At 70.7% G+C, this 23,646-nt stretch carries 22 protein-coding genes and 1 riboswitch; of the genes, 5 read left to right on the top strand and 17 right to left on the bottom strand.

What is annotated here, in order from left to right; genetic code table 11:
• Nucleotides 1-267 precede the first annotated feature (267 nt).
• On the top strand, nt 268-2,127 hold the full coding sequence (locus ACIBJH_RS42590) for an AAA family ATPase (protein ID WP_200708870.1): 1,860 nt from the start codon (nt 268-270) through the stop codon (nt 2,125-2,127).
• A gap of 107 nt (nt 2,128-2,234) precedes the next feature.
• Here ACIBJH_RS42590 and ACIBJH_RS42585 read toward each other — a convergent pair whose 3' ends face one another.
• The 10 genes from ACIBJH_RS42585 to ACIBJH_RS42540 all read right to left on the bottom strand — a co-directional run bounded on the left by ACIBJH_RS42585 (nt 2,235) and on the right by ACIBJH_RS42540 (nt 11,261).
• Nucleotides 2,235-3,293 (bottom strand): hemolysin family protein, encoded by a 1,059-nt coding sequence (locus tag ACIBJH_RS42585; protein WP_399122327.1) that lies wholly within the window; start codon nt 3,291-3,293, stop codon nt 2,235-2,237.
• The gene (locus tag ACIBJH_RS42580; RefSeq protein WP_399122326.1) at nt 3,290-4,624 is read right to left on the bottom strand and encodes a hemolysin family protein; all 1,335 of its coding nucleotides are present in this window, start codon (nt 4,622-4,624) and stop codon (nt 3,290-3,292) included. The genes ACIBJH_RS42585 and ACIBJH_RS42580 overlap by 4 nt, the downstream gene beginning before the upstream one ends.
• Before the next feature lie 175 nt (nt 4,625-4,799).
• Complete coding sequence (locus tag ACIBJH_RS42575) at nt 4,800-5,243, bottom strand: PH domain-containing protein (RefSeq protein ID WP_399122324.1); 444 nt, start codon at nt 5,241-5,243, stop codon at nt 4,800-4,802.
• Between the two features lie 14 nt (nt 5,244-5,257).
• A complete protein-coding gene (gene hisG / locus ACIBJH_RS42570; RefSeq protein WP_399122322.1) occupies nt 5,258-6,106 on the bottom strand; it encodes an ATP phosphoribosyltransferase in 849 nt (282 codons plus the stop codon).
• Nucleotides 6,107-6,154: 48 nt separating this feature from the next.
• Complete coding sequence (locus ACIBJH_RS42565) at nt 6,155-6,427, bottom strand: phosphoribosyl-ATP diphosphatase (RefSeq protein ID WP_018534786.1); 273 nt, start codon at nt 6,425-6,427, stop codon at nt 6,155-6,157.
• A gap of 34 nt (nt 6,428-6,461) precedes the next feature.
• Nucleotides 6,462-6,947: a 6,7-dimethyl-8-ribityllumazine synthase gene (ribH, locus tag ACIBJH_RS42560; RefSeq protein ID WP_399122321.1), complete on the bottom strand. Its 486-nt coding sequence runs from the start codon at nt 6,945-6,947 to the stop codon at nt 6,462-6,464.
• A 25-nt stretch (nt 6,948-6,972) separates the two neighbouring features.
• Nucleotides 6,973-8,262 carry a bifunctional 3,4-dihydroxy-2-butanone-4-phosphate synthase/GTP cyclohydrolase II gene (locus tag ACIBJH_RS42555; protein WP_399122320.1) on the bottom strand — a complete coding sequence of 430 codons (1,290 nt, stop codon included), beginning with the start codon at nt 8,260-8,262 and terminating at the stop codon, nt 6,973-6,975.
• Nucleotides 8,259-8,903 carry a nicotinamide riboside transporter PnuC gene (gene pnuC / locus ACIBJH_RS42550; protein ID WP_399122319.1) on the bottom strand — a complete coding sequence of 215 codons (645 nt, stop codon included), beginning with the start codon at nt 8,901-8,903 and terminating at the stop codon, nt 8,259-8,261. Before pnuC ends, ACIBJH_RS42555 begins: the two co-directional genes overlap by 4 nt.
• Nucleotides 8,900-9,502, bottom strand: coding sequence for a riboflavin synthase (locus tag ACIBJH_RS42545; protein WP_399122318.1), 603 nt, complete (start codon nt 9,500-9,502; stop codon nt 8,900-8,902). The genes pnuC and ACIBJH_RS42545 overlap by 4 nt, the downstream gene beginning before the upstream one ends.
• Before the next feature lie 150 nt (nt 9,503-9,652).
• Nucleotides 9,653-9,786, bottom strand: a riboswitch (FMN riboswitch).
• A 236-nt stretch (nt 9,787-10,022) separates the two neighbouring features.
• Nucleotides 10,023-11,261: an ROK family transcriptional regulator gene (locus ACIBJH_RS42540; RefSeq protein WP_399122317.1), complete on the bottom strand. Its 1,239-nt coding sequence runs from the start codon at nt 11,259-11,261 to the stop codon at nt 10,023-10,025.
• Between the two features lie 135 nt (nt 11,262-11,396).
• On the opposite strand from ACIBJH_RS42540, the gene ACIBJH_RS42535 reads away from it, so the two are divergent.
• A complete protein-coding gene (locus ACIBJH_RS42535) occupies nt 11,397-12,608 on the top strand; it encodes an MFS transporter (RefSeq protein WP_399122316.1) in 1,212 nt (403 codons plus the stop codon).
• Here ACIBJH_RS42535 and ACIBJH_RS42530 read toward each other — a convergent pair.
• The 3 genes from ACIBJH_RS42530 to ACIBJH_RS42520 form a co-directional block, all read right to left on the bottom strand.
• Nucleotides 12,568-13,026, bottom strand: coding sequence for an acyl-CoA thioesterase (locus tag ACIBJH_RS42530; RefSeq protein ID WP_399122315.1), 459 nt, complete (start codon nt 13,024-13,026; stop codon nt 12,568-12,570). The genes ACIBJH_RS42535 and ACIBJH_RS42530 overlap by 41 nt on opposite strands.
• Before the next feature lie 464 nt (nt 13,027-13,490).
• Entirely contained in the window at nt 13,491-14,762 is a 1,272-nt protein-coding gene (locus tag ACIBJH_RS42525; protein ID WP_399122314.1) for an alginate lyase family protein, read from the bottom strand.
• 114 nt (nt 14,763-14,876) lie between these two features.
• On the bottom strand, nt 14,877-15,983 hold the full coding sequence (locus ACIBJH_RS42520; protein ID WP_399122373.1) for a glycoside hydrolase family 6 protein: 1,107 nt from the start codon (nt 15,981-15,983) through the stop codon (nt 14,877-14,879).
• A 143-nt stretch (nt 15,984-16,126) separates the two neighbouring features.
• Here ACIBJH_RS42520 and ACIBJH_RS42515 point away from each other — a divergent pair, with 143 nt between their 5' ends.
• A complete protein-coding gene (locus tag ACIBJH_RS42515; protein ID WP_399122313.1) occupies nt 16,127-16,813 on the top strand; it encodes a DUF5995 family protein in 687 nt (228 codons plus the stop codon).
• A gap of 109 nt (nt 16,814-16,922) precedes the next feature.
• Nucleotides 16,923-17,852, top strand: coding sequence for an LLM class F420-dependent oxidoreductase (locus tag ACIBJH_RS42510; RefSeq protein WP_399122312.1), 930 nt, complete (start codon nt 16,923-16,925; stop codon nt 17,850-17,852).
• A gap of 7 nt (nt 17,853-17,859) precedes the next feature.
• On the opposite strand, the gene ACIBJH_RS42505 is transcribed toward ACIBJH_RS42510, so the two are convergent.
• Together ACIBJH_RS42505 and ACIBJH_RS42500 are read right to left on the bottom strand one after the other, a co-directional pair.
• Nucleotides 17,860-19,560: a flavin monoamine oxidase family protein gene (locus ACIBJH_RS42505; protein WP_399122311.1), complete on the bottom strand. Its 1,701-nt coding sequence runs from the start codon at nt 19,558-19,560 to the stop codon at nt 17,860-17,862.
• A gap of 65 nt (nt 19,561-19,625) precedes the next feature.
• Nucleotides 19,626-20,414 carry a carbon-nitrogen hydrolase family protein gene (locus tag ACIBJH_RS42500; protein WP_399122310.1) on the bottom strand — a complete coding sequence of 263 codons (789 nt, stop codon included), beginning with the start codon at nt 20,412-20,414 and terminating at the stop codon, nt 19,626-19,628.
• Nucleotides 20,415-20,631: 217 nt separating this feature from the next.
• Between ACIBJH_RS42500 and ACIBJH_RS42495 the strand changes: the two genes are divergently transcribed.
• Complete coding sequence (locus tag ACIBJH_RS42495; protein WP_399122309.1) at nt 20,632-20,931, top strand: hypothetical protein; 300 nt, start codon at nt 20,632-20,634, stop codon at nt 20,929-20,931.
• Nucleotides 20,932-21,041: 110 nt separating this feature from the next.
• Here the strand turns inward: ACIBJH_RS42495 and ACIBJH_RS42490 are convergent, their stop codons facing one another.
• Together ACIBJH_RS42490 and ACIBJH_RS42485 are read right to left on the bottom strand one after the other, a co-directional pair.
• A complete protein-coding gene (locus ACIBJH_RS42490) occupies nt 21,042-22,523 on the bottom strand; it encodes an HAD-IA family hydrolase (RefSeq protein WP_399122308.1) in 1,482 nt (493 codons plus the stop codon).
• Nucleotides 22,524-22,565: 42 nt separating this feature from the next.
• Complete coding sequence (locus ACIBJH_RS42485; RefSeq protein WP_399122307.1) at nt 22,566-23,645, bottom strand: ABC transporter ATP-binding protein; 1,080 nt, start codon at nt 23,643-23,645, stop codon at nt 22,566-22,568.
• Nucleotide 23,646 lies beyond the last annotated feature (1 nt).

Here is a 23,646-nt window from a genome sequence, read left to right as displayed (position 1 = left end):
CCGATTCCGGCCGCTACGACCCGTGATTCGCTCACCCTGGGTCACCATCCTGAGTGCGCCCCATCTGCTCCCACCTCGCCAAACGGCCTGTGCGGCACCCTTAGAAGCGCGACTGCCCCGCAGGTACGATGCCCAGGGTGCGACCAACGGACGGCTGCTTCGCGCACCACGGCAACTCCCGTCCGCGGCACAGCGGTTCGACCCAGACTGCCGACGGGCGCCGGCCCGGCGGTGAATCAACGGGGGCACGGTTTGTGGGGGGACGTGATGGACTTCGGCACGCAGGGCCCCGAGGCCCCGGCCGACCTCGCGTGGCTGCGAGGCGTGGACGCCTACACGATGGGCGCTTATCCGCAGGCGGAGGAGGAGTTCCGCACCGCGGTACGGATGGATCCCGGAATGGCCGACGGCTGGCTCGGACTGCACGCGCTGCGCGTCGACACGACCACCGCGCTGCTGCGGATGTACCGGCACCGGGAACGCTTCGGGGAACAGCGCACCAGACACCGCCGGACGCTCAACTCCTGGTACTGGCTGGGCTGGTGGGTCCAGCCCGTGCTGGAGAGCCCGCGCGACCTGCTGCTCGCGCACGCCTCGCACTGGCTGGACGGCCGCCATGTGCCCGAACTGGACCGCGCGCTGGCCGGACTGCCGCCCGTCGACACCGACCACCAGGTCCGCTTCCTGCACGCCTGCCGCGCCTATCTGGTCAAGGACTGGGAGCAGCTGGTCCGGCACACCGATCCGCTGCTGAACGACCAACTCCTGGGCATCGAGGCCGGGTTGTTCGGCGGGATGGCCCGGGTGCGCCTTGAGATGTACGGCCAGGCCGAGCCGCTGCTGTCCTCCGCGCTGATGCGCTGTCGCAGCGAACAGCCGCAGCGCAAGGAGTTGCGGTACTGGCTGGCGCGGGCCCACGAGGGCACCGGCCGCAGCGCCGCCGCGCTCCCCCTCTACCGGGCGGTGCACCGCGTCGACCCCGCGTTCATGGACACCTCGGCGCGGCTCGCCGCGATCACCGACTCCGACGGGTACGACGGCTCCGAGGACGTGACCGACCTCGCGGCGATCACGCTCTCCGGCGGGCAGGACGCGCTGGAGGGACCCGACGGGCTCGATCCGCTGTTCGGCGCGGAGGGGCGCGATCTGAAGCTGTCGGAGCCCGGTCTTCCGGGGACCGGTCCACTGTCCTCGGCGGCCGACTCGGTGCGTGAGAAGACCTCGGTGCCCGTTCCGCCGCTGCCCACCGGGCCCACCGACCCCGTCTTATTGGAGGAGGCGCTCAACGAGCTTGAGCGCATGGTGGGGTTGGAGCCGGTCAAGCGCCAAGTCAAGGCGCTGTCCGCCCAGTTGAACATGGCCCGGCTGCGGGCCGGGCAGGGGCTGCCGGTCCAGCCGCCGAAACGGCACTTCGTCTTCTCCGGTCCCTCGGGCACCGGCAAGACCACCGTGGCCCGCATACTCGGCCGCGTCTTCTACGCCCTCGGGCTGCTCGGCGGCGACCATCTCGTCGAGGCGCAGCGGGCCGATCTGGTCGGCGAGTACCTCGGCCAAACGGCCGTGAAGGCCAACGAGTTGATCGACTCCGCGATCGGTGGCGTGCTCTTCGTCGACGAGGCCTACTCGCTCTCCAACTCCGGGTACGGCAAGGGCGACGCGTACGGCGACGAGGCGTTGCAGGTGCTGTTGAAGCGGGCCGAGGACAATCGCGACCACCTCGTGGTGATACTGGCCGGCTACCCGGAGGGCATGGACCGGTTGCTGGCCGCGAATCCCGGACTGTCGTCCCGGTTCACCACGCGCGTCGACTTCCCCTCGTACCGGCCTCTTGAACTCACCTCCATCGGGGAGGTGTTGGCCGCGGAGAACGGGGACGTGTGGGACGAGGAGGCGTTGGACGAACTGCGATCCATCGCCGGGCATGTGGTGGATCAGGGGTGGATCGACGAGCTGGGGAACGGGCGGTTCCTGCGGACGCTGTACGAGAAGAGCTGCGCGTATCGGGATCTGCGGTTGTCTGTGTATCCCGGGATGTTGACGCGGGATGATCTGTCGACTTTGCGGTTGCCGGATCTGATGCAGGCGTATGGAGAGGTGTTGTCCGGGCGGGGGCCTGCGGGGGGTTGAGCGGTACGCACTGGGGCGGGTGGATCTGTTGGATCGCGGCTGCGGACCGGTGGGGGCTGGTCGCGCAGTTCCCCCGCGCCCCTTGGATGAGCACGGGGGAACGCGCGTCAGCTGGGTACCGTTTCCTTCAGTTTCTGGGCCGGGACCTCTCGGTGGGCCGGGTCCGTGACCTCTCCCACCAACAGTTCCAGTACGTCCTCCATCGCGACCAGGCCCAGGACCTTGCCGGAGGCGTCCGCCACCTGGGCCAGGTGCGTTGCCGCGCGGCGCATGACCGTCAGGGCGTCGTCCAGGGGGAGTTCGGAGCGGAGGGTCGTCATGGGGCGCCAGATCTGTTGGGGGACCGCCCTTTCGGATTCCTCCAGGTCCAGGACGTCCTTGACGTGCAGGTAGCCCATGAAGGCGCCGGTCTCCGCCGCGATCGGGAAACGGGAGTAGCCGGTGCGGGCGGTGAGGGCGACGATCTCGCCCGGGGTGACCGAGGGGCTGACCGTGACCAGGTTCTCGCGGCGCAGCAGGACGTCGGTGACCGGGCGGGAGCCCAACTCCAGGGCGTCCTCCAGTCGTTCCTGCTCCTCGGGGTCGAGGAGGCCGGCCTGGCCTGAGTCCTCCACCAGGCGGTTGAGCTGTTCGCTGGTGAAGACGGCCTCGACCTCGTCCTTGGGCTCGACGTGGAAGAGGCGCAGGATGCCCTGGGCGACGGCGCCGAGGGCGATGGTGATCGGCTTGCAGACCCGCGCGAAGGCGACCAGGCCGGGGCTGAGCCACATCGCGGCCTTCTCCGGCGCGGCCATCGCGAGGTTCTTCGGGACCATCTCGCCGATGACGAGGTGGAAGAAGACGACCGCGGCGAGCGCGAGGACGTAGCCGAGAGGGTGGATCATGCCGTCGGGCAGGTGCATCCACTCGAAGACCGGCTCCAGGACGTGCGCGACCGTCGGCTCGGCGACCGCGCCGAGCGTCAACGAGCAGACGGTGATGCCGAATTGGGCCGCGGCCATCATCTGCGGGAGCCGCTCCAGGCCGTAGAGGACCTGGCGGGCGCGGGCCGTGCCGAGGGGTTCGATCTGGCTGCGGCGGACGGAGACGAGGGCGAACTCGGCGCCGACGAAGAAGCCGTTGGCGAGCACCAGCAGGACGGCGAAGAGGAGTTGGAGGACGGTCATCGGGCCGCCTCCATGGCGTTCACGGCGGGAGCCGTGCGGACCAGGCGGACCCGCTCGGCGCGGTAGTGGCCGACCTGGCGCACCGAGAGCCGCCAGCCGGGGAGTTCGGCCTTGTCGCCGGGGGCCGGGATGCGGCCGAGGAGGTCGGCGACGAGTCCGGCGACGGTCTCGTACGGTCCTTCGGGCACGTCGAGACCTATGCGTTGGAGGATGTCGACGCGGCAGCTGCCGTCGGCGTCCCAGGCGGGTCTGCCGTCCTCGGAGGGAGCTGCGGCGAGTTCGGGCACGTCCTGGCCGTCGTGTTCGTCGCGGACCTCGCCGACGAGTTCCTCGACGATGTCCTCCAGGGTGACCACTCCCGCCGTACCGCCGTATTCGTCGACGACGACGGCGATCGGCTGCTCGCTGCGCAGCCGGGCCAGGAGGGGCTGGACGGGCAGGGTCTCGGGGACCAGCACCGGGGACTTGGCGATGCTGGTGACGGGGGTGCGGAGTCTGGCGTGCGCGGGCACGGCCAAGGCGTCCTTGAGGTGGACCATGCCGACGATCTCGTCGATCTTCTCGCGGTAGACCGGGAAGCGGGAGAGACCGGTGGCGCGGGTCAGGTTGACCACGTCCTCGGCGGTCGCCGACGACTGGAGCGCGCTGACCTTCACACGCGGGGTCATGACGTGCTGCGCGGTCAACTCGCCCAGCGACAGGGTCCGTACGAAGAGGTCGGCCGTGTCCTGTTCCAGGGCACCGGCCTGCGCGGAGTGACGGGCCAGGGAGACGAGTTCGCCGGGGGTGCGGGCCGAGGCCAGCTCGTCGGCGGGCTCGACGCCCAGGGCGCGGACGAGCCGGTTGGCGACCGCGTTGAGCGCCGCGATCACCGGGCGGAACAGCCGGGCGAACGCGTGCTGCGGCGCGGCGACGAAGCGCGCGACCTGCAAGGGCCGCGACACCGCCCAGTTCTTGGGCACGAGTTCGCCGATCACCATCTGCACGGCGGAGGCGAGCAGCATGCCGACGACCACGGCGACACCGGAGACGGCGCCCTCGGGGATGCCGATCGCGCTGAACGGGCCGTGCAGCAGCTGGGCCAGGGCCGGTTCGGCGAGCATGCCGACGACCAGGGAGGTGATGGTGATGCCGAGCTGGGTGCCGGAGAGCTGGAAGGACAGCTCCTTGAGCGACTCGACGACCGTGGCGGCCCGTCTGTCGCCCTCGGCGGCGGCCTTCTCGGCCTCGGGGCGCTCCACGGTGACGAGCCCGAACTCGGCCGCGACGAAGAAGCCGTTGGCCAGAATCAGCAGGATCGCCGCGCCTAGGAGCAGCAAGGGGATGGTCATGCCGCCGCCTCGATATGTCGGGAGGGGGCGGCGCAGGTACTACAGGACGATCCGTCCATCGCTGGAGGGAGTCACTCCTCGGGTAGCAGGGGGCCTCGGAAGACAGGGGGGAACACCGGTGGCGGAGTCGCGAGGAAAAACGCCACCGACAACAGATTAATCAAGACATGGCCATCTACGGCAGATCCCTTGTCGAGTGGGCCTCGGTGAGCGCCCGCAGAGTGCGCGCGTCGGCGATGGCCCGCTCCTTGGCGATGCCGGGCTGGATGCCCAGCACGGGCAGGCTGGTGCCGTCGTTGAGGTTGAGGAACACCCACGGGTCGCCGGGGCGCAGGTTCACCTGGAGGATCTCGGCCCACTCCAGATGGCGCCTGCTGGCGATGTTGACGACGGTGACACCGGTCTCGTCGGCGACGACCTTCACCCGCGCGAGCACGGCCAGCACTCCGAAGAGGAGGGCACCGGTGAGGACGAAGCTGAGCTTCTCCCCCGGGCCGAGCTGCTCCAGGAGCAGTGCGACGGTCGTGATGACGACGAAGATCGCGGCGCCCGCGGTGAGCAGTACGGCACGGGTGCGGCCCGGCCGGAACGTGACCGGCAGGGCGGGGAGTTGAGACATGGCTGGCGTGTTCCTCAGAGACGGCAGGCGTGGATGGCCGTCGTCAGGATGGCCCGGGCGCCGATGTCGTACAGGTCGTCCATGATCCGCTGCGCCTCCTTGGCGGGGACCATCGCGCGGACGGCGACCCAGCCCTCGTTGTGCAGCGGGGAGACGGTCGGGGACTCCAGGCCGGGGGTGAGCGCGACGGCCTTCTCCAGCTGCTCGACCCGGCAGTCGTAGTCCATCATCACGTAGGTCCGGGCGACCAGGACGCCCTGGAGGCGGCGCAGGAACTGCTGGACCTTGGGCTCCTCGACCTCGGCGCCCTTGCGGCGGATGACGATGGCCTCGGACTTCATGATGGGCTCGCCGAAGACCTCAAGTCCCGCGTTGCGCAGGCTGGTGCCGGTCTCGACGACGTCCGCGATGACCTCGGCCACACCGAGTTCGATGGCCGTTTCCACGGCGCCGTCCAAGTGGACCACGGAGGCGTCGATGCCGTTGTCGGCGAGGTGGCCGGCGACGATGCCCTCGTACGAGGTGGCGACCGTCTTGCCCTTGAGGTCCTCCACGCTGCTCGCCTCGCCCGGCTTGGAGGCGAAGCGGAACGTGGAGCGGGCGAAGCCGAGCGGGAGGATCTCCTCGGCGGAGGCGGCGGAGTCGATGAGCAGGTCGCGGCCGGTGATGCCGATGTCGAGGCGGCCGGAGGAAACGTAGATCGCGATGTCGCGGGGGCGGAGGTAGAAGAACTCGACCTCGTTGACCGGGTCGACGATCCGCAGTTCCTTGGACTCCCGGCGCTGCTGGTAGCCGGCCTCATGCAGCATGTCCGCCGCAGGTCCTGACAGGGAACCCTTGTTGGGGACGGCGATGCGCAGCATGAGGTCGGCTTCCTTCGCGTGAAATGGGGTGAAGTGTCGGAACTGGTTCTACAGGTGGGCGTAGACGTCGTCCAGCGAGATTCCGCGGGCGACCATCATCACCTGGACGTGGTAGAGCAGCTGCGAGATCTCCTCGGCGGCCGCCTCCTTGCCCTCGTACTCGGCGGCCATCCAGACCTCGGCGGCCTCTTCGACGACCTTCTTGCCGATGGCATGGACGCCCTTGCCGACCAGCTCTGCGGTGCGGGAAGTGGCGGGGTCGCCGGTGGCGGCCTTCTGCTGGAGCTCGGTGAACAGCTCCTCGAACGTCTTATTGGACATGGTGCTGCCCACCCTATTGCAAACAATCGTGGGCTTAACGCCACGGTTCAGATACTGAGCGGAGGGTGGCCGCCGTCGCCACGGCCGCCGTCACCGCCTCGTGCCCCTTGTCCTCGTTCGAGCCCGCAAGGCCGGCCCGGTCCAGGGCCTGCTCCTCGGTGTCGCAGGTCAGGACGCCCATGCCGACGGGGACGCCGGTCTCGACGGAGACCTGGGTGAGGCCCTGGACCACGCCCTGGCACACGTACTCGAAGTGCGGGGTGCCGCCGCGGATGACGACACCGAGGGCGACGATCGCGTCGTAGCCCCGGCCCGCCAACACCTTTGCCACGACCGGGAGTTCCCAGCTGCCGGGGACCCGGAGCAGGGTCGGCTCGTCGATCCCCAGGTCGTGCAGGGCGCGCAGGGCGCCGTCCACCAGACCGTCCATCACCTTTTCGTGCCACTGCGCCGCGATGACGGCGACCCGCAGGTCTCCGACGTTGCGTACGGACAGTTCCGGTGCGCCCTTGCCGCTCACGTTCTCTTGTCTCCTAGAGGTCTGGTTACTGGTTGCCGCAGGTGGACACGGGGGCCGTGTCCAGCCAGGGCAGGTCGTGGCCCATCCGGTCCCGCTTGGTGCGCAGGTAGCGGAGGTTGTGCTCGCCCGCCTGTATCGGCATCGGCTCCCGGCCGGTGACCTTGAGGCCGTGCCGGACGAGCGCGTCGGTCTTGTCGGGGTTGTTCGTCATCAGGCGCAGGCTGCGGACCCCGAGGTCCTCCAGGATCTGCGCCCCTGCGCCGTAGTCCCGGGCGTCGGCGGGCAGGCCGAGTTCGAGGTTGGCGTCGAGGGTGTCCCGGCCGCGCTCCTGGAGTTCGTACGCCCGGAGCTTGGAGAGCAGGCCGATGCCGCGCCCCTCGTGGCCGCGCAGGTAGACGACCACTCCCCTGCCCTCCTCCTGGATGCGCTCCAGGGAGGCCTCCAGCTGGGGGCCGCAGTCGCAGCGCAGGGAGTGGAAGACATCGCCGGTGAGGCACTCGGAGTGGACGCGGACCAGGACGTCCTCGCCGTCGCCGATCTCGCCGTGGACGAGGGCGACATGCTCGACGCCGTCGACGGTGGAGCGGTAGCCGTAGGCGGTGAACTGGCCGTGGCGGGTGGGGAGTTGGACCTCGGCCTCGCGGCGGACGGTGGGTTCGGCGGTCTGCCGGTAGGCGATCAGGTCCTCGATGGAGATGATCGTCAGGCCGTGCTTGCGGGCGAACGGGATCAGTTCGGGGAGGCGGAGCATACGGCCGTCCTCGCCCGCGATCTCGACGATCGCGCCGGCCGGGCGCAGTCCCGCGAGGCGGGCGAGGTCTACGGCGGCCTCGGTGTGGCCGTTGCGGGTCAGGACCCCGCCGGACCGGGCGCGGAGCGGGAAGATGTGGCCGGGGCGGACGAAGTCGTCGGCCTCGGTGGTGCCGCTCGCGAGAAGCCGGAGCGTGGTCGCGCGGTCGGCGGCCGAGATGCCGGTGGTCACACCGTGGGCGGCGGACGCGTCCACGGACACGGTGAACGCGGTCTTCATCGACTCGGTGTTGTCCTCGACCATCTGCGGGAGCCGGAGCCGGTCCAGCTCGTCGCCCTCCATGGGGGCGCAGATGAGGCCTCGGCACTCGCTCATCATGAAGGCGACGATCTCGGGGGTGGCCTTCTCGGCGGCGATGACGAGGTCGCCCTCGTTCTCGCGGTCCTCGTCGTCGACGACCACGACCGGGCGGCCGGCCGCGATGTCGGCGATGGCCTGTTCGACCGGGTCGAGCGAGAAGTCCTCGAAACCGTCGGTACTGTACAGGATCGGTGCCGCTGTCATGCCGTCGCTCCTTCCAGGACGGGCTGCGGGGCCTTGCGGGAGCGCAGCCACCAGTCGCGCATGCCCCACAGGACGAGTGCGCCGTAGATGACGTAGACGAAGCCGGAGAAGGCGAAGCCGTTGGCGAAGTTGAGGGGGACGCCGACGAGGTCGACGAGGAGCCAGGCGAACCAGAACTCGACCATGCCGCGGGCCTGGGCGTACATCGCGACGATCGTGCCGACGAAGATGTAGGCGTCGGGCCACGGGTCCCAGGAGAGGGACGGGTACGCCTTGAAGAGGGCGGCTACCGCGACCGTTCCCACGGCTGCTGCGCCGACCAGGATCGCGCGCTCGCGCCAGGTGGCGAAGCGGGGGGTGATGTGGCCGTCGGCGGAGCCGTCCTTGCCGCGGTTCCACTGCCACCAGCCGTAGACCGCGACGACCATGACGACGATCTGCTTGCCGGCGCTGCCGGAGAGGTGGGCGGTGGCGAAGGCGGCGAACAGGATCACGCCGGAGACGAACTGGGTGGGCCAGCTCCAGATCGAGCGCCGCCAGCCGAAGGCCAGGGCGATCAGGCCGACGACGTTGCCGATCATGTCCGACCACTTGATGTGCTGGCCGAACAGGACGAAGGCCTCGGAGTTGAGCCAGTTCACGGAGTCACCTCGCGGTCGCCCATGAGCCGCTCGACGTACTTGGCGATGACGTCCACTTCGAGGTTGACCGGGTCGCCGGGCTGCTTGAGGCCGAGCGTGGTCAGGTCGAGGGTGGTGGGGATGAGGCTGACCGTGAAGTAGTCCGGGCCCGCGTCGACGACGGTGAGGCTGATGCCGTCGACCGTGATGGAGCCCTTCTCCACGACATAGCGCGTGAGGTCGGCGGGGAGCGAGATCTTGACGAGCTCCCAGTTCTCGGACGGCTTGCGCTCCAACACCGCGCCGGTGCCGTCGACATGGCCCTGCACGATGTGTCCGCCGAGGCGGGCGCCGAGGGCCATGGGACGTTCGAGGTTGACGCGGGAGCCGACGGCGAGGGCGCCGAGGCTGGAGCGGTTCAGGGTCTCGGCCATGACGTCGGCGGTGAACTCGTCACCCTCGTGCTCGACGACGGTGAGACAGACGCCGTTCACGGCGATGGAGTCGCCGTGCTTCGCGCCCTCGGTGACGATCGGGCCGCGCAGACGAAAGCGGGAGGCGTCGTCGAGACTCTCGACGGCGGTGACCTCACCCAGCTCTTCGACGATTCCGGTGAACACTTCCCGGGTCCTCCTGCCACATCGGGGCACGGACTCCGGGGCCTGTCGAAGACGACAGAAAGAAACGAACGGAAGCACCGAGGACGACGCCGGACAGAACCCGTCCACACAGGACGAGCCGATACGGCGGCGCGCACGAATGCCCGCCCGCCGCGCACTGCCTCCCATCCGGACTTTAACCGTCGGTCCAGGAATTCCACCTGGTCAACCGGCCGCTGAACTACACGGACGGGTCGCGGACTATAACCGCCGGTTCGGACTTTCACCGACCCCGGAGTGCGCTGCTTCTGGTACAGGGCAAGTGTGCCACGCCTGGCAAGGGTCCATCCAGGTGAAGTGTGTGGGGTGGCTCACAGAGGGTGTCGATGGACTTCTCAAGCGGCCCTCACCTGCTGGATCATCTGGTCTAGTCCTTTTCCGGATCTCGGACTCCGGGCAGGACCCCCATGATCCGGTCCGGCGGTGGTGACGACGGCCCTTGCCCACCGCCGGGCCTCTCAGCCGAACGGGCCCGGGCCCCTCAGCCGAACAGTTCGTCCTGCGCGCCGTCCTGCGCGGTCAGCAGCGCGCCGCGCAGAACGGCGCCATCGCCGAGCACACTCGGGCGCACCTCCGCGGGCAGGGGTGACATGAGGGCGATCCGTTCGGCCACGCGTACGGCGAGTTCGTCGCCGCCGGCCTGTCCGACCCCGCCGCCGAGGACCACGCACCCGGGGTCCAGCAGCGCGACGACGGACGCGACACCGAGGGCGAGGCGCTCGGCGAGGGCGTCCAGGAAGCGGGCGGCGCGGACATCGGTCACCGTGGCGACCGCCCACCGCACGACCTCCGCCGCGGTCGCCTCCTCCCCCGCGCCCTCGGCACCCAACACCCCGCATTCCCGGGCCAGTTCGAGCACCGCCGCAGCCCCCGCCAGTGAATGGAAGCCCCCTTCGCAGTCCGTCGCCGACGGGAGTCCCCTCGTGCCCGGCACCGGCAGGAAGCCCAGCTCGCCCGCGCCGCCGGACGCCCCTCTGCGCAGTGCGCCGTCCAGCATCACCGCGGCGCCGATGCCCATGTCCAGCCAGAGGAGGACGAAGGTGTCCCGGTCGCGGACCGCGCCGTCGCGCATCTCCGCCAGGGCCGCGAGATTGGTCTCGTTCTCGACGACGACACGGGCGTCGGGCAGCCGTTCCTGTAGGGCGCACACCAGGCTGCGGTGCCACGCGGGCAGGCCGGTGGTATTGCGGAGTTCGCCCGTGGCCGGGTCGATCAGACCGGGGGCGCCGATGCCGACGGTATGCAGACTGCCCCACTCGCGCACGGACCCGGGTCCCCGAACTCCCGTCGCCTCAGGCCTGGTTGCCCCGGTCCCCGCCTCCTTCACCGCCCGCTCCACCAGCGCGACGGCCTGCTCCACCGCCGGTCCCGTCCCCGCGTCGGCGTCGATCGGCACGGACGCCTCGGCGAGGACCCGGCCGACGAGGTCGGAGACGAGGACGGAGACGCTCTCCAGGCGGACGTCCAGCGCGGCCAGATGGGCGCGGTCGCCGACGATGCCGTACAACCGGGCGTTCGGGCCTCGCCGTTGGGCCCCCGACTCGCCGACCATCTCGATCAGCCCGGAGGCCGTGAGGCGTTCGACGAGGTCGGCGACGGTGGGCCTGGACAGTCCGGTGAGCTGCTTCAACTGCCCTGCCGTCAGCGGGCCTTCGCGCTGCAGGAGACGCAGGGCGAGCCGGTCGTTGATGGCCCGGGCGGTGCTCGGGGATGCGGGCATGCCGGGAATCCTCCCAGATCGGGGGCGCGCGACGGGCGGCCGGTAATTCTCTATCTATCAGGCAGGGTTCCTGATAGTTTACGCGACGCAGCTGAGGGCGGGGACGGGAATCGGAACAGCAGGAGGGGCCGGACAATGAGCGAAGTGGTCTACGACCGACGTGAGGTGAAGCGCGCCCGGTACGCCGTGGCGGCCGTCTTCACCGTGCACGGCGCGGTCACCGGCTCGTTCGCGACCCGGGTGCCGTGGATCCAGGACCATGCCCATGTCGCCGCCGGCTGGCTCGGATTCGCGCTCGCCTTCGGCGCGTTCGGCGCGTCCTGTTCGATGCCGCTGGCCGGTTGGATCACCCACCGCTTCGGCAGCCGTACGGCGCTGCGCGGACTGATCTCGCTGTGGACGATGTCCCTGGTGCTGCCGTCCCTCGCGCCGAACCTGGTGACCCTGTGCCTGGCGATGTTCACGTACGGGGCGAGCGCGGGCATGGCCGACGTCGCGATGAACGCGCTCGGGGTCGAGATCGAGCGCCTCATGGACAAGTCGATCATGTCGAGTCTGCACGGCATGTGGAGCGCGGGCGCGCTGATCGGTTCGGCGGGCGGCACGCTGGCCGCGCACCTCGGCTCGGACGCGCGCGTGCACCATCTCATCGCGGCCGTGATCCTCACGCTCCTCGGCGTGACCGCCTGCCGCTGGGTGCTCGACATCCAGCCGGGGGTGGAGGAGGAGGCGCCACCGCGGTTCACGCTGCCGCCCCGGTCGGCGCTGCTCATCGGCGCGGTGGGCTTCTGCGCGGTGTTCGCGGAGGGGGCCAGTCTGGACTGGTCGGCGGTGTACCTGCACGACCAGTTGGGCACGTCGGCCGGGCTCGCGGCGGCCTCGACGACCGGTTTCATGCTGACGATGGCGGTGGCCCGACTGGTGGGCGACGCGGTGGTGAACCGCTTCGGCTCGGTGCGTACGGTCCGCGCGGGCGGGCTCCTGGCCGTGTGCGGTGGGCTGTTGATCGTCGTCGCGGACGGCCCGGCGCTGGCGATGGGCGGGTTCGCGCTGCTCGGTCTGGGCATCGCGGTGGTCGTCCCGCTGTGCTTCGCGGCGGCGGGCCACAGCGGGCCCAACCCGAGCCAGGCCATCGCGGGCGTGGCGACGATCACCTACACCTCGGGGCTGATCGCGCCGAGTCTGATCGGCGGGGTCGCGCAGGCGACGAGCCTCGTGGTGTCGTTCTGCCTGGTCACGGTGTTGGCGGGCGGGCTCGCGGTCTTCGCGGGGGTGCTGCGCGCCGGGGACCGGGACCGCCCGAAGGTCAGCGTTCCGAGCGCAGCAGTGCCCGACCGGCAGCTCTGAAGTCCTCGCTCCAGGGCGCCGGGCGCAGCGTCCCGGCATCCAGCCGCACCAGCACACGGGTGCCGGTCGCGTACGTCACCGAGCCGTCGGCGGAGCAGAGCCGGAACCCGTACGTCAGGCCGGTGGTGCCGAGCCGGTCCAGCCACAGGTGGACGGCGTAGCCGCCGGGCTTGGTGACCGGTGCCTCGTAGCTGATGACCAGTTCCTTCACCACGTTGCAGGCGTCACCGGCACTCGCCCAGTCGCCGTCGAAGCGGACGCCGTGCTCCTGCCACAACTCGGTCCAGGCCCGTTCGACGAGGAGCGGGTAGCGGGCGTTGTGCAGCATGCCGAGCGCGTCGAGGTCGTCGAAGTGGACGGCCACGGGGATGAGCCTGCCGTGGGCGAGGGCGGTAACGGACGGACTTTCGACGGTCACGGCGGGGCTCCCGAGCGGTGCTGAGTGGGGCGGCGGAGACTGTGGGGACACCCCATTCTAAGCGACCGCTCAGGAACCCCTGTTCGAGCGGGCCAGGTCGAGCGGGCCTGTGCGGGCCGGTCGGACAAGGACGGGCGGGCTTGCGTGGGCCGGTCGGCCGACGACAGGCAGGTCTGTGCGGGCCCGTCGGCCAGCAACAGGCAGGTGCGCGCGGGCCGGTCGGCCGACAACAGGCAGGTCCGCGCGGGCCGGTCGAACCAGGACAGGCACGCTCACGCAGCCCCGTCGGCCGGCGACAGCCGGGCTTCCGTGGGGCGGCCGGCCCACGGCCGGTAGGCCTGCGCGAGGCGGTAGGCCTACGGGAGGCGGTCCGCCGACGGGAGGCCGGACTTCGCCGTATGGGCGGCCTGCGATGGGCGAGTCCTCGTGGATCGGCCGGCCGACGGCGGGGGGCCGCGCGCCGGTCAGCCGGTGATCGAGTCCAGCTGTTCCGCCGCCGGGCGCAGTGCCCACAGGTCGCCGCCGGGCGGTGTCTCCAGTTTCGGTAGGGCGGCCTTGGCCTGCGCGTCGCCCGCGTCGGCCGCCGCGTGGACGATGTCGCTCGCCGCGTAGCGGTGGAACTCCAGCTCCGGGTGCGGCCACGTGGCGGTTCCGGTCGCGGCGGGGAGTAGATAGTCCACGGCCTTCAACAGGCCCTGTCCGTCCGGGCCTTGGTAGGTCCACAGGTTCACGCCGACATGGCGGCCGATGGCCGCGAGCCGGGTGTACGCGACCAGGTCGAAGGTCGAGTAGTGCCAACTCCGGGTCCGCGCCAGCTCCTGCGGCTGGCTGCCGTCGCCCGCGATCTGGGGGTCGATGCGTTTGGCGCGCGCGTCCAGCACGGTCTGCCTGGCCAGCGCCTTGTCGCCGGTCGCGTAGGCGAGGGCGGCCAACTCCATGTCGTAGAAGGTGCCGTGGTTGTTGGCGGCGGCGCCCTCCTCCTTGCCGAAGGCGCTGTTCTTCAGCCAGTCGAGGAAGTCGGAGTTCCATTCGGTCATCGCGGTGCGGTCGCTCTTCGTCCAGCCGGGGGCGCCGGTGCCGAGGATCGCGATGGCGTCGACGACGCTGGTGTACGACTGGGAGAAGTCGATGATGCCGATGGCGCGGCCGTCGTACTTGCAGGGGATGAACTGGGCGTGGTTCAGGTTGGGGTTCATCCTCGTGGCCGGGTCGAGGAACCAGGTGCGCAGGACCTGGTCGGCCTTCTGCGCATAGCGCTTGTCGCCGGTGTAGTACCAGGCGAGCGCGAGGTCGTAGGTCGAGTCGAAGACCTTCTCGACGTCCTGGCGGTCGGTTCCCGTATCGACCTCGGGGTTGCGCTGTCCGTCGCGCTGGACGTACGGGCAGCCCCAGGGGTTGGCGGCGGTCGGGGTGGTCGTGGGCCACCAGTACGGGGCCTGGCTCAGGTAGTCGTGAACATCGCCGCCGGGGGCGGGTTTCGGTTTGTCGACGACCGTCCAGGGGCCCTGGTGCAGCCAGTTGTCGGCGCGGGTCGTCAAGTTCCTGAGGGCGCGCCGGAGTTCGGGGTCGCCGTGGTCCAGTCGGAGCTTGGCCTGTTGGAGGCGGGCGCCGTCGAGGACGGCGGTCTTCGGGACCGCGGGCGCCGCGTGCGCGGAGACGGAGGCAGAGGGGACGAACACTGCTGTCAGTACAGCCACGGCCGCGAGCAGGACACCGAGGCGGGGTCTGGCACTCATACGCCGACTCCAATCATGTATATGAACTATGTTCATGAATGGAACCGTGCGAGCGTAAGACCACGCACCGGTCGTGACAATGGTCCGGACCGGATTCACGTACAGAGATGAGATTCAGCGCGCCAAGTCGTAGGCGTACGACGCCGTGAACGTGCCGGCCGCGCCCTTGCAACCGTCCGACTCCCCCGGCAACTTGACCCACAGATAGCCGTCGATCCGCGCCTCCCCGGTGTCCAGGGTCGGCGCCCGGCCGATCTTCCGGCCCGCCGGGTCGCACCACTGGCCGTCGGCCGGGGCGCCGTTGCCGTTGCGGCTGGTGTCGATGACGGCGCCGAGATCCGCGGGGCCGCCGAGGGCGGCGAGGACCTGGCGGTCGTAGGCGATCTCGGCCGAAGTGGCGTGGAAATTCGAGACGTTGCTGAAGATCCCGTCGGAGGAGGCGGCGGAGGCCGCGCCCGCCTGCTTGAGCAGGGACGCCTGCTGCCCGGCCGGGTTCCAGTCAGAGTGGCCCGCGTCGTAGTACACGCGGGCCTTCGGGTCGGCGGCCTTCAGGACGCGGCCCGCGCGGGCCAACGCCGTGAAACGGTCGGCGCGTTGGCCGTCGGAGAGGCAGTCGGACTGGGCTATGGAGTCGGGTTCCAGGATCACGACGACCTCCCCGGAGCCGAGCCCCGCCGCGAAGTCGTCGATCCACTCGTCGTACGCGTCGAAGTCGTCCGCCCCGCCCTCGGAGGCCCCGCCGCAGTCCCGGTCCGGGATCGCGTACGGCACGACGACCGGCACCCGGCCCTGGGCGGCGGCGCCCGAAGTGACCGCGCGGACCCGGGAGGTGATCGTCGCCGGCGTGAAGTCGGCGAACCACACGGCCGCGGGCTGGTCGGCGATCCGGTCGGCTATGACCTCGGTGCGGGGGTCGTCGGGGTGGGCGCGGACCCAGTCGAGGACCTGGGACTCGGGGTGGCGGTAGAGACGGGGAGAGACGACCGTGGTTCGCCGGGGCTTCCGCACGGTGGCGGTCGGGGCGGTCTTCTTCGGGCGGGCGGACGAACTCGCCTTCGCGGACGTGGAGTTAGACACCGACGGCACATCGGGCAGCGGCACCAGCAGCGTCGCACCGCTCGCGTCGGGCCGCGCCGTGTTCGTGTCGCGCCCGTCGTCCAGCGCGCTGATCATCCCGGTCACCGTGCCGACCGCGACCACCACGGACGCGGCCACGACCAGCACGCTCCGCCGGGCGGCCCGGCTCCGCCGTCGGCCCCGCGAACCTGACACGCTGCCCCCTCGCGCCGCGCCCGTTCCCCCGTTCTGGGGAAGTGTCGGGCCCGGCGGCATCTCGGCCAGCCTAGGACTGGGACGCTGCCCCCATGGGGCAATTGGCACACTTCACCACACCCGTGGACAAGGTCGTCTCCCGGCTGCGCGCGCTCGACGAGGAGCTGCCCGCCCGGGACGGGATCGCGGTGTTCAACCGCGTCTACCTCGCCGTCACGGAGGCCATCGACCGGAGCGTCGACGCCGGGCGGTTCACGGACGCGCGGGCCGCGATCACGCTGGACGTACGGTTCGCGGAGCGCTATCTGGCGGCCGTCGACGCGGTCGCCAACGGGCGCCGCGCGCCCGCCTGTTGGCGCCCGCTGTTCCAGCTGCGCCGCCATCCCGGCGTACGCCCGCTGCAGTTCGCCCTGTCGGGCATCAACGCGCACATCGGCCACGATCTGGCGCTCGCCGTGGTGGACGCCTGTCGTACGCTCGACTGCGAACCGGCCGATCTGGAGGACGAGTTCGACCGCGTGGGCGATCTCCTCGTCTCGCTGGAGGAGCGCATCCGCGAGGAGCTGATGCCGGGTCCCGATCTGTTCCAGATCGCCGATCCGCTGACCCATCTGCTCGGCTCGTGGAGTCTGGAGCGCGCCCGGGACGCCACCTGGACGGCGGCCCGGGCCCTGTGGGCGCTGCGCGGACTGCCCGATGTCGCCGAGGAGTTCACCGAACGGCTGGACGCGGCGGTGGGGCTCGCGGGCCGGATGATGCTCACGCCGCTGCCCGACTGAGGTGGCCTGATCCGACCGGCGTGCGAGCCGCTTCGGAATCTCCCGGTGATCGCCCTGCGTTGAGCGCCCTGCGTTGACGGCACGCACCCGACTGCGAAGGAGCACCGGTATGACGACTCGGCTCGGCCTCAGCCTTCCCCAGATGCGGCAGTACAGCATCGGCGCGGACGTTCCCGACGTGGCCCGCACCGCCGAGCAGATCGGCTACGACAGCCTGTGGGTCTTCGAGCGGGCCCTCTTCCCGGAGCCCGCCACCCAGGGCCTGTACGGCGTCCCGGGTCTGCCCTGGCCGGACGCGTACCGGAACGTGGCCGAGCCCCTGGTCACCCTCACCCTGGCCGCCGCGGTCACCGAGCGGGCGCGGCTGGGCAGCAGCGTGCTGGTGGCGCCGCTGCACTCTCCCTTCCAACTGGCCAAGTCCCTGGCCACGTTGGACGCGGCGAGCGGCGGCCGGGTGATCGCGGGCCTGGGCACCGGCTGGTCGCTCGACGAGTACGCGGCCTCCGGAATCCGGCCGTTCGAGGACCGCGGCACGGTACTCGACGAGCTGATCGAGGTGTGCCGGGCGATATGGGGCCCCGACCCGGTGAAGTACGACGGGCAGCTGACGAAGATCGCCTCCGCCGTGGTCGGCCCCAAACCCGCCCGGCCGATCCCGGTCATGCTGGCCGCGACCAACAAGAAGGCCCAGCGGCGGCTGGTCGACCACGCCGACGGCTGGCTGCCCGTGGGCATGGGCGCCGAACAACTGGCCGCCCAGTGGCGGGAGTTGCAGGACCTGGCGGCCGAACGCGGGCGCACCGAACCGATCCGGACAGTGTTGCGGGTCAACACCGTGTACACGGCCAAGCCCTACGACGGACCCGACCGCCAGCCCTTCCAGGGCAGCGCCGACCAGATCGTCGAGGACCTGGTGGCACACGCGGCGGTCGGCCTGGAGGAGATCCTGATCGACCTCCAGACCACCCCGCGCGACGGCCAGGAACTCAAGGCCGTCGCCGCCGAGGTGTACGAGAAGGCGCGGGCGGCCGGGATCTGAACTCCCGTCAGTCCTCCGGCAGTTCGACCGGCGCGATCGCGTCGTAGACGTCCCCGGGACCCGGGTTGGTCGGGTCGGTCGTGCCGCCGAACTGGTGCATGACGCCCCAGACCGCGTTCAGCGCGGTCTGGACGGCGCCCTCCGCCCAGCCGGCCGTCCAGGAGATGTCGTCGCCCGCGAGGAACACGCCCCGCTTGTCCGCGGGCAGCCGGTCCTGCATGAAGTGGGTGAACAGGCGCCGCTGGTAGCGGTAGTGGCCGGGCAGGTTGGCCTTGAACGCGCCCATGAAGTACGGCTCGTTCTCCCAGGAGACGGTCACCGGGTTGCCGATGACGTGCTTCCTGATGTCGACCTTCGGATAGATCTCGCCCAGCGACTTCAGCATGACCTCCATCCGCTCGTTGGCCGACAGCGGCAGCCACTTGAGGCTGTCGTCGCACCAGGTGTACGAGAGGCAGATGACGGCGGGTTTGTCCGGGCCGTCGTCGAGGAGGTAAGTCCCGCGCGTCATACGGTCGGTGAGGGTCATCGACATGACGTCCCGGCCGGTCTCCTCGTCCTTGTCGAGCCAGAACGGCCGGTCGACGGGCACGAAGAGCTTGGAGCTCTCCATGTAATGGGTGCGCTCGATCGCCGTCCAGTGGTCGATCGGGAAGAGCGAGTCGTCGCAGGCGATCTTGGAGAGCAGCATCCAGGACTGGGCGGTGAAGATCGCCGCCCGGTAGGTGCGGATGTCGCCGTTCGCGTCCGTCACGGTGATCCGGTTCCCGGCCGTGCGGTGCAGCCGGGTCACCGCGGGGCGGGGTTCGCCGTTCACATGCAGGGACGCGAGCGAGGTGCCGTAGGGCCAGTGGACGATCTTCTGCGGCTCGCGGTCCCAGAGGCGGAGCGGGAGTTGCTGGGAGCCGCCGACGATGCCGCGGTGGTGGTCGTCGGCCTCGGTGTAGACGACGCGCAGGATTTCGAGGATCGAGTTCGGGAAGTCGGTGTCCCAGCCGCCGGTGCCGAAGCCGACCTGGCCGAAGATCTCGCGGTGCCGGAAGGACTTGAAGGACTCGGAGTCGCAGAGGAAGCCGTAGAAGGTCTGGTTGTCGAGTTTCTCGACGAGCCTCGACCAGATCTCGCGGATGCGCGGGACGTCGCGTTCGCGCATGGCGCGGTTCATGTCGGAGAAGTCGGCGCCCTCTTCGAGACAGGCGTTCCAGGCGTGCATCACATCGCGGTAGACCTGCGGGAGGTCGTCGACGGTGGTCGCGTAGTGGGACTCGCCCTTGAGGTCGACGACCGTCGAAGGGGTCGCCTCCGCAAGGGGGTTGGGGAACGGGCGGGTCTCCAGTCCGACCAGGTCGATGTAGTGCTGGAGGGCGGTGGAGGAGGGCGGGAAGCGCATCGCGCCCATCTCGGCGGTCAGTTCCTCGGTGCCGGGGCCCTCGAAGCCGACGGTGCGCAGCCGGCCGCCGATCTGATCGGCCTCGTAGACGACGGGCTTGAGGCCCATCTTCATCAGCTCGTAGGCGGCCACGATGCCGGACAACCCGCCCCCGATGACCGCGACTTCGGTGCCGTGCTCGGTCGCGGGTATCTGGCCGAGGCCCGCCGGGTGGGCGAGGAAGTCGTCGTAGGCGTAGGGGAAGTCCGGCCCGAACATGGTGATCGGCGGCTGTCGCTCGTCGGCGTGCTGGACGGCGTTGGGCACCGTGGACGTCATGGGGTACGGACTCCTAGCGGAACAAGAAAAAGTACAAGTACAAGTGCGGGAAGAGCAGGGGGGATTCAGGCCAGGGACCCGTAGAGGCCGGGGCGGCGGTCCGTCAGATACGGGTTCGCGGCACGGGAGTCGGCGAGGAACGCGGGGTCCACGTCGCCGAGGAGCAGCTCCTCGCCGGGGCCCGCCTTGGTGCGGGCGACTCCGTCCGGACCGGCGAGCGTGGAGAGGCCGAAGAAGTCGAACTCCCCTTCCTGGCCGATGCGGTTGATGTACGCCACGTACATCTGGTTCTCCCAGGCCCGCACCGGGACCACGGACTCGGCGACCAGCTGGAACGGGACCATGTTCGCCGTCGGGACGAGCAGCAGATCGGTGCCGGCGAGGGCGTGCGCGCGGACGGGCTCCGGGAACTCGACGTCGTAGCAGATCATCAGGCCGATGGTCAGGCCGTTCAACTCGGCCTGGACGACGGGCTGTTCGCCGGGTGTGAAGTGGGCGCGCTCGAAGTCGCCGAAGAGGTGGGTCTTGCGGTAGTTCGCGAGGCGGTCGCCGTCGGCGGAGATCAGCTGGGCGGAGTTGTGGACGGCGTCGCCGTCGCGCTCCGGGTAGCCGTAGGCGATGGCGAGCCCGTGGCGGCCGGCGATCTCGGCGATCGTGTCGGCGGAGTCGCCGTCGGCGGGTTCGGCGAGGCGGCCGATGTCGTCGCCGATCGCGTATCCGGTGAGGAACATCTCCGGCGCGGCGAGCAGCGCGGCACCGCCGGCCGCGGCCCGGCCGGCGGCCTCGTCGAGGACCTTGAGGTTCTCGACGACGGAGCCGGGCCGGCCGGAGCTCTGGAGGAGGGCGGTGCGCATGTGTGGTCCTCACCGGTACGAAAAGACTGAAGAGTCCCCTTATTGGGGCCCCCTAGACGGTACGGCCGGGGGGCTGGGCCGGACAAGAAGGAGCTGTTGCGCGCCGGTGAGCGTTTTGTTGCGTGCGGGTGCGGTGGGGCGGCGATTCGTTGCGCGCCCGATGGGTGACGGTCGTTCCCGTGCGGCGGAGGGGCTGCGGCCGGCGCCCGATGTCTCCATGGCGTCCCCCTTCCTGATCTGGTCCGGGGAGCGCGGCGGGGAGGCCGTCACGCTCCCCGGCCATCCCCGTGCCGGAGAGCCGGCCGAGACCTGGGAGCAGACGTACGGCGACATCGTCGTCGACGGGCCGCTGCACATCGGCGAACTGCCCGCCCCCGAGGAGTGGGTGCTGCTCACCCAGTGGGACATCGGTCTCGACGGCCGGCAGGGTTCCACCCTGCACTGGGTGGTCCCGCGGCAGGATCTGGCCGGGCGCCGCTTCGACCGGGTCCACGTGTCGTTCTACTGGAACCCGTGACGACAGCGCCCCAAAGGGGCGCGGGGCTGAGTCGATATGCGGCTCCGCCGCGCGGGCGCGACCAGCCACGACGGACCCGCAGCGGACCCACGGGCCTTCCGGCGGAGCACTTAACCGCGGGGCACCTCGAACACCGTGAGAACGGCCGCGTGGTCCGAGGGCCAGCAGTTGGACGACACATCCGGCCAGGGGCTCGGCGTGCCGGTGACGAAGGCGCGGGAGTCGAGCACGGTCAGGCCCCGGTGCAGGACGTAGTCGATGCGGTCCTGGGGTTCGGGGCGCCCGCTGCCGTCCTCGTGGACGGGGTGGATCGGCGACCAGGTGTGGCCGGGGTCGGCGACCGGGTCCGGGTGGGCCTCGCGGTAGCTGTCGCGCAGGCCCGCGTCCGCCGCCGCCTTGGTGACCGGCCACTCGACGTCCGGCCAGTCGAGGTGCGAGGGGCTGTTGAAGTCGCCGACCAGGACGACGGGTACGGCATCCTCGGCGACGTCCGCGATCCGGTCCAGGGTGTCCCGCATCTGGGCGAGCCGTACCTTCTCGTGGGCGATCAGGTCGGCGGCCGGGACCCCGTCGAAGGCGGATTCGTAGGGGCCGTAGGGCGTGTAGTCGAGGTGGCAGGTCCACAGGTCGATCTGACGGCCCTCCGCTACGGCGATCCGGACCCCGGCGGCTCCGTAGAAGCCGACGTCCGGGTCGCCGAAGCGGGCGGTGATCGGGTGGCGGCTGATGACGCCGAGGTTCTCGCCGGCCCGGTGGTGGTGCCAGCCGAGCGCCTCGGCCAGTTCCTCGGCCGCGGTGCCGCCGGTCTCCTGGAGGCCGACCACGTCCGCGCCGGTCTCCGCGATGACCTTCAGCTGCTTGGCGCGGTGGTCGTCGACCTTGCTGCCGCCGAGCCAGAGGTTCCAGGTCAACACGCGTAGCTCGTGGGCCGTACCCGGTGTCACCATCGCGCGCAGGTCCGCCGGGGTGATACCGACGAGGCTCTCCCGTACCGTCCGGCCGGGGGCCGTGTCGATCGGGGCCAGCGACGGTACGGCGAGGACCGCGCAGCCGGCCGCCTCGGCGGAGCTGACGCCGGTCTGGGTGTCCTCGACGGCCACGCAGGCCGCCGGGTCGACGCCGAGGGCCCGGCAGGCGGCGAGGTAGGGGTCGGGGGCGGGCTTGGTGGCCCCGGTGTCGTCGGCGGTGACGGAGACGGCGAAGCGGCTCGCGCCGAGGGCGTCGAGGACGGTGTCGGCGACCGCGCGGGGGGACGCGGTGACCAGTGCCGTGGGGACACCGTCGCGGGCGAGGGCGTCGAGGAGGTCGAGCGCGCCGGGGCGGGGCACGATGCCGGTGCGGACGCGGGCGGCGAACTCCCGGTGCAGTTCGGCCGCGAGGTCCGTGGCCGACGCGCCCGTGGCGGTGGCGGTGGCGAGCCAGTCGGCGGTGTGCTCGACCGGACGGCCGAGCACCTCCGACTGGTCCGCGTCGGTGAGGGTTCTGCCCGCGACCTGCTCCACCGCCTCCCACCACAGCCGCTCGGTGTCGACGAGCGTTCCGTCCATGTCGAACAGGACGGCCTGGAGCGGGAGTTGGGCGTGGGGGGTCACGTTTCTCTCTTTCACTGCGGGTTCACTGCGGGCCGGTGGGCCCTACGGGTTGACGCGTTCTGCCACGAGCACCGGCCGCTCCGGCAGTGACACCGTCACGGCGACTCCGGCGCCCAGCGTGGTGGCTTCGTGGGTGGGCAGGTCGGCCTTGACCTCGGTGCCGTCGCCGAGCCGAACGCTGACACGGACGACCGCGCCGAGGAAGGCGGTGCCGATGACACGCGAATCTCCGGCGTCGTCGGCGTTCACGTGGATCGCCTCGGGCCTTACGAGCACGTCGACTTCGGGTCCTGCCGGTGCCTCGCCGTCGACCGGCAGCCGCTGGCCGAGCACCTCCACAGTGCCGTCCGTGAGGTGCCCCGGGAGCCGGCTCATCGTGCCGACGAACTCGGCGACGAACGCGGTCGTGGGCCGGCCGTACAACTCGGCCGGTGCGGCGCACTGTTCGAGCTTTCCGGCGCGCATCACGGCGACCCGGTCGGCGATGGACAGGGCCTCTTCCTGATCGTGCGTCACGAAGAGGGTGGTGATGCCGAGTTCCTGCTGGAGGCGGCGGATCTCCTCGCGCAGGGACAGCCGCACCTTGGCGTCGAGCGCCGACAGCGGCTCGTCCAGGAGCAGCACGCGCGGACGCAGGGCGAGCGCGCGGGCCAGCGCGACGCGCTGCTGCTGGCCGCCGGAGAGTTGGTGCGGGAAGCGCTCGCCCTTGTCGCCGAGCCCGACGAGGTCGAGCAACTCGCCCGCACGGGACCGCCGTTCGGCCGTACGGACCTTGCGCATGCGCAGTCCGAAGGCGACGTTGTCGAGCGCGTTGAGATGCGGGAAGAGGCTGTACGACTGGAAGACCATCCCGGCGTCACGGCGGTGCGCCGGCACGTCGGTGACATCCTTGCCGTCCACCAACACCTCGCCGGAGGTGGGGTGTTCGAAGCCGGCGAGCATGCGCAGGGCGGTGGTCTTGCCGCAGCCGGAGGGGCCGAGCAGGGCCAGGAACTCGCCGGGCTCGACGGTCAGGTCGAGTCCGTCGAGGGCGACCGTGGGGCCGAACTCCCGGCGCAGGCCCCGGAATTCGACGGTGGCGGCGCTGTCCGTCGTGGTTTTCTCAAGCGTGGTGGCGGTCATG

It is taken from the genome of Streptomyces sp. NPDC050548, assembly GCF_044457385.1.
Lineage (GTDB): Bacteria > Actinomycetota > Actinomycetes > Streptomycetales > Streptomycetaceae > Streptomyces.
The sequence above is the reverse complement of the archived record's forward strand: the minus strand, read 5'-3'. Positions and strand labels throughout refer to the sequence as shown.

Bases quoted from the DNA above. Each gene is read 5' to 3' on its own strand.
- ACIBJH_RS42510 (WP_399122312.1), top strand. From the start codon at position 16,923: ATGACGACTCGGCTCGGCCTCAGCCTTCCCCAGATGCGGCAGTACAGC.
- ACIBJH_RS42580 (WP_399122326.1), bottom strand. From the start codon at position 4,624: ATGACCATCCCCTTGCTGCTCCTAGGCGCGGCGATCCTGCTGATTCTG.
- ACIBJH_RS42590 (WP_200708870.1), top strand. From the start codon at position 268: ATGGACTTCGGCACGCAGGGCCCCGAGGCCCCGGCCGACCTCGCGTGG.
- hisG (WP_399122322.1), bottom strand. From the start codon at position 6,106: ATGCTGCGCATCGCCGTCCCCAACAAGGGTTCCCTGTCAGGACCTGCG.
- ACIBJH_RS42525 (WP_399122314.1), bottom strand. From the start codon at position 14,762: ATGAGTGCCAGACCCCGCCTCGGTGTCCTGCTCGCGGCCGTGGCTGTA.
- ACIBJH_RS42500 (WP_399122310.1), bottom strand. From the start codon at position 20,414: ATGCGCACCGCCCTCCTCCAGAGCTCCGGCCGGCCCGGCTCCGTCGTC.
- ACIBJH_RS42495 (WP_399122309.1), top strand. From the start codon at position 20,632: ATGGCGTCCCCCTTCCTGATCTGGTCCGGGGAGCGCGGCGGGGAGGCC.
- ACIBJH_RS42535 (WP_399122316.1), top strand. From the start codon at position 11,397: ATGAGCGAAGTGGTCTACGACCGACGTGAGGTGAAGCGCGCCCGGTAC.
- ACIBJH_RS42505 (WP_399122311.1), bottom strand. From the start codon at position 19,560: ATGACGTCCACGGTGCCCAACGCCGTCCAGCACGCCGACGAGCGACAG.
- ACIBJH_RS42515 (WP_399122313.1), top strand. From the start codon at position 16,127: ATGGGGCAATTGGCACACTTCACCACACCCGTGGACAAGGTCGTCTCC.
- ACIBJH_RS42575 (WP_399122324.1), bottom strand. From the start codon at position 5,243: ATGTCTCAACTCCCCGCCCTGCCGGTCACGTTCCGGCCGGGCCGCACC.
- ACIBJH_RS42555 (WP_399122320.1), bottom strand. From the start codon at position 8,262: ATGACAGCGGCACCGATCCTGTACAGTACCGACGGTTTCGAGGACTTC.
- ACIBJH_RS42485 (WP_399122307.1), bottom strand. From the start codon at position 23,645: ATGACCGCCACCACGCTTGAGAAAACCACGACGGACAGCGCCGCCACC.
- ACIBJH_RS42585 (WP_399122327.1), bottom strand. From the start codon at position 3,293: ATGACCGTCCTCCAACTCCTCTTCGCCGTCCTGCTGGTGCTCGCCAAC.
- ACIBJH_RS42565 (WP_018534786.1), bottom strand. From the start codon at position 6,427: ATGTCCAATAAGACGTTCGAGGAGCTGTTCACCGAGCTCCAGCAGAAG.
- ACIBJH_RS42540 (WP_399122317.1), bottom strand. From the start codon at position 11,261: ATGCCCGCATCCCCGAGCACCGCCCGGGCCATCAACGACCGGCTCGCC.